The sequence below is a fragment of the Pontiella sp. genome (assembly GCF_041622395.1).
Taxonomy (GTDB): Bacteria; Verrucomicrobiota; Kiritimatiellia; order Kiritimatiellales; family Pontiellaceae; genus Pontiella.
In genome coordinates, this window is record NZ_JBFJYW010000299.1 from 1 (window position 1) to 4,601 (window position 4,601).

Consider the following 4,601-nt stretch of genomic DNA (forward strand, 5'->3'; position numbering starts at 1 on the left):
CGGCGGTGATATAGTCGATGGTGGTCTGGTCCGGGGCAATCAGCCCCGAACGCGCGCCCGCTTCGATCGCCATGTTGCAGATGGTCAGGCGGCCTTCCATCGAAAGTGCCTTGACCGCGTCGCCGCAGAATTCGAAGGCGCAGCCGGTTCCGCCCGCGGTACCGATCTGCCCGCAGAGTTCGAGCACCATGTCCTTGGCGGTGACGCCCGTCGGAAGCTTGCCCTTGAACTCGACCTTGAACTGCTTCGGCATGGTCTGGCGCAGCGTCTGGGTGGCGAGCACGTGCTCCACTTCGGAAGTGCCGATGCCGAACGCAATCGCGCCGAACGCGCCATGCGTCGCGGTATGGGAGTCGCCGCAAACCACGGTGGTTCCCGGCAGCGTGATCCCCTGCTCCGGCCCGATGATGTGCACTACGCCTTGCTTGTCGGACTCCATGCCGTAGAAGGTGATGCCGTTGTCGGCGCAGTTTTTCGCAAGCGCATCGACCTGCGCCTTGGCGACCGGGTCGACGATTTCGGTGCGGCTATCGGTCGGCACGTTGTGGTCGGCCGTGGCGAAGGTCAGTTCCGGATGGCGGACCTTGCGGTTCTGCAACCGTAGACCTTCGAACGCCTGCGAGCTGGTTACTTCGTGCACGAGATGGCGGTCGATGTAGAGAAGCACTTCCCCGCCCGGCAATTCCTTGACGACGTGCTTGTCCCAGATTTTTTCAAACAGTGTTTTTCCCATAATATTACCTATAATTTAAAGAACCCGGCATTATAGATAGCCGCATTCGCCGTTCAAGGCCAATCTTGGCGCGGTTTGCCATACGCGGCCGGGCCGTCATACCGCCCGCTTGATGACCAACACCTCCAACGGGACGGTCGAGTCGTTGCGCCAGCTACGGAGTTCATCGGGCGGGCACTCGACCATTTCCCCGGCACGGACCGCGGCTTCGGCCCCGGCCACGGCGCAGATCCCCTCCCCCTTCAGCACGCAAAACGAGACGGCCAGGGGCAAGGCGTGCTCGGGGATTTCCCCGCCGGGCGCGATGGCCAAATGCACATATTCATTCCCCGCCGCGCAATAGAGCCGCGTACCCACGCAACCGCCCTGGTCCAGCACCCGTTCGCCGTTTTCAACCCGGTAGACATCCATTTCCCAACCTCCTCGTTCAGTGAGGCCGGCACCATATGCCGCCCGTCCGGATTTTTAAACCTTTCCGCCCAAAAATCGATTTCCCTGCCTCGCGCGGATTGTGATAACTTGAGCCTTCATTTTTTGGAGGAATCCGCGTGTACCTGAAAACACTGGAGATAGTTGGCTTCAAAAGCTTCGCGAACAAAACCCGGCTGGAGTTCGAGCCGGGCATGACGGCGATTGTCGGGCCGAACGGTTGCGGCAAAAGCAACGTCTCCGATTCGGTTCGCTGGGTTTTGGGCGAGCAGCGTGCACGGGCCTTGCGGGGGGCGAAGATGGAGGACGTCATCTTCAACGGAACCGACAGCGCCAAACCGCTCGGCATGGCCGAAGTCAGCATCACGTTGGCCGACTGCACCGCCGCGCTCGGGATCGAATACAACGAGGTCTGCATTACCCGCCGCGTTTTCCGCTCGGGCGAGAGCGGCTACTTCCTCAACCGCAAGGCGTGCCGGCTGAAGGATATCCAGCGACTGTTCATGGACACCGGCGTCGGCACCGATTCCTACTCCGTGCTCGAACAGGGCAAGATCGACCAGATTCTCTCCGCGCGGCCGGAAGACCGCCGCACCGTTTTCGAAGAGGCCAGCGGCATCACCAAATACAAGGCCGACAAAAAGGAAGCCCTGCGCAAGCTCGAGCACACCGAGGCCAACCTGCTGCGCCTCGACGACGTCATCCGCGAGGTGAAACGCCAAATCATTTCCCTGCAACGCCAGGCGGGGAAAGCCAAGCGCTATCAGGAGCTCGCCGAGGAGATGCGCGGGCTCGACCTCTATGTCACCAACCAGCGGCTGGCCGAATACGCCCGGAAGATCAACGAACTGGCGGGCGAGCTCGGCGTGCTGGAACGCAAGGTCGGCGAACTGCATGCGCAGGTCGAGAGCGGCGAAGCCGAGGCCGAGGCCGCCCGCAAGGCGCTGACCGAGCTGGAGCAGACCATTTCGCAGGCCATGGAACAGGCCAGCGCCGCGCGCAGCGAGCTGGAGCGCACCAAAAACCTGATTTCCATGAACACCGATCGCATCGCGGAGCTGACCACCCTCGCCCAGCGCAATACGCAGGAGACCGAGGAAGCCCGCATACGCCTCGATGCCCACCGCACCGAGCTGCAACAGATCGTCCGCGACATCGGCGAAGCGGAAACCGCGAAGAAAGCGGCCGCGGAGGGCTTGCACCGCGTCACCTTGACCCAGAAAGAGGTCGAGGAGCAGATGAATGCGACGCGCACGCAGCTCAACAACCTGCGCAACGAATCGGTCGCCCTCGACTCCAAGTCCTCCAAGATGCAGAACGAATTGAACGCCCTCGATGCGCGCGACCGCGAGGCGATGCTCAAGAAAGAGCGGCTCTCCACCGAAAAATCGGAACTGGAGCGCGCCCTGAAATCCTATCTGGAGCGCCAGGAAGAGATGGACATCAAGGTGGACCTGCTGTCCGGCAAAGTGGCGGAGCAGGCCGAAACCCTGACCCGCCTCAACGCCGACCGCACCAACCGCCGCGACCTGATCGTTGAAAACGAGCGCAAACTCAACGAAGCGCAAAAGAGCGCCGCCGCCAAACGGGCGCAGCTCGAAATGCTCTCCGGCGGCGAAGCCCGCACGGAAGGCTTCCCCCCCGGTGCGCAGATGCTGCTCGACCCGCCCGCCGACTATACGCCCGACCGCGCGGGGATCATCGGCCCGCTGGCCGAACAGCTGAAGACCTCGCCGGAATACCAGACCGCGCTCGAAGCGATCCTGCGGCCGTGCATCGACGCCATCGTCGTGAGCGACGAAGCCTATGCGCGCGAGGCGCTCAACTGGCTGCGCGACCAAGAAGCCGGAAGCGCCCGCCTGCTCAGCGTGGTCTCCAGCAAGGAAGAGGCCTCGCCGGACTCCTCCTCCGCCATCGGCAAAGGGTTGCTGGAGTGCATCGGGTTCGACGACACCGTAGCGCCGCTGGTGCGCCGCCTGTTCTGGAACGTGCGCGTGGTCGGGTCCGAGCCGGAGATTCCGGCCGTGCTTTCGGCCGACACCGTGGTCGTTACCCTGAACGGCACCGTGGTCTCCGGTTGCGGCGCGTCCGAGATCTGGATGCCCGGCACCGAGGACAAGAGCCCCCTTGCCCGCCACCAGATGCGCCGGCAGCTGCAAGAGGACATCGGCATGCTGGAAGCCGAGGTGCAGAAACTCGAAGACGCGCTCGCCACCCTGCGCGGCGAAGAGAGCGGCATTGCCTCGTCCATCGAGAACGCCCGCCACATGCTCGAGGAGTTCCGCCGCGAACTGGCGCTGCAGGAGGGTGAACGGCAGGTGATGGTCCGGGAAACCAAAACGGCGCAGGATCGCGTCGAGACGGTGACGTTCGAATACGAAAAGCTGGCCGAGCGCGAAAGCGCCGGAACCGAAGCCCGCACGCGCCTCGCCACCGAGCTGCAGGAATGCCGCGACCGCCAGGCCGCCGTCCGCACCCAAAGCGCCGAACAGACCCGGGCGTTGCACGAAATCGAGGAAAAGCGCAACGATGCGCTGCAGATCACTTCCGAGCACCGCATCGTCTACTCGCAAAAGACCGGCGCGCTCGAACACCTCAACAACCGCAAGCAACCGATGGAGGCGCGCATCGGCGAGCTGGAAGAGCTGATCAACGACCGCTCGCGCGGCGTCGATTCCTACAACCGCCGCATCGAAGACCTTCGGGGCGCGATCGAGGACGAGCACGGCAAGATCGAGCCGCTGGAAATCCGGCTGGAGGAAACCACCCAAACCCTGGAAAGCGAGCGCGCGCGGCGCGAGGAAACCATCGAACTGCTCAGCACCGCCGAAAACCGGCTGCGCGCCCACCGCCACGACCTCGAATCGCAGCTCAACCGGAAGTCCAAATTCGAAGTCGAGAAGGCCGAATACACCATGCGCCGCGACAACGCGCTGGAGCGGGTCACGGGCACCTACCACATTACGAAGGAAGAACTGGCCGAAGCCGAGCCCCCGCACTGGGAAAACGACGAAGTACCCGACCGCGAAGTCATCGAAACGCGGGTTGCCGAGTTGCAGGCCAAGATCGATTCGATGGGGCCGGTCAATCTGGTGGCCATCGAGGAGCACGCCGAATACGAGGAGCGCCATGCCTTCCTGATCAAACAACAGGAAGACCTCAACGCCGCCAAAACCCAGCTGCTCGATATGATCAAAACGATCAACAACACGACCACCGAACTGTTCAAGGAGACCTTCGACAAGGTGAACGAACAGTTCCAGGACATGTTCAAGCAACTCTTCGGCGGAGGTTCCGCCAAGCTGGTCCTGACGGATGACGAAGACATCCTGGAAGCCGGCATCGAGATCATCGCCCGCCCCCCGGGAAAGAAGCTGCAGACCATTTCTTTGCTCTCGGGCGGCGAGCGCACCATGACGGCGGTGGCCCTGCTCTTCTC

3 protein-coding genes are annotated in these 4,601 nt (G+C 62.9%); 1 reads left to right on the forward strand and 2 read right to left on the reverse strand.

Features of this window, described 5'->3' with window-relative positions; genetic code table 11:
- Window positions 1–733: aconitase family protein (locus ABYO54_RS14335; protein WP_372808931.1), on the reverse strand; the 733-nt coding region annotated here is incomplete at its 3' end.
- Between the two features lie 96 nt (window positions 734–829).
- A complete protein-coding gene (locus tag ABYO54_RS14340) occupies window positions 830–1,144 on the reverse strand; it encodes a cupin domain-containing protein (protein ID WP_372808932.1) in 315 nt (104 codons plus the stop codon).
- 137 nt (window positions 1,145–1,281) lie between these two features.
- Here ABYO54_RS14340 and smc point away from each other — a divergent pair.
- On the forward strand, window positions 1,282–4,601 hold a 3,320-nt coding region (gene smc / locus ABYO54_RS14345), incomplete at its 3' end, for a chromosome segregation protein SMC (RefSeq protein WP_372808933.1).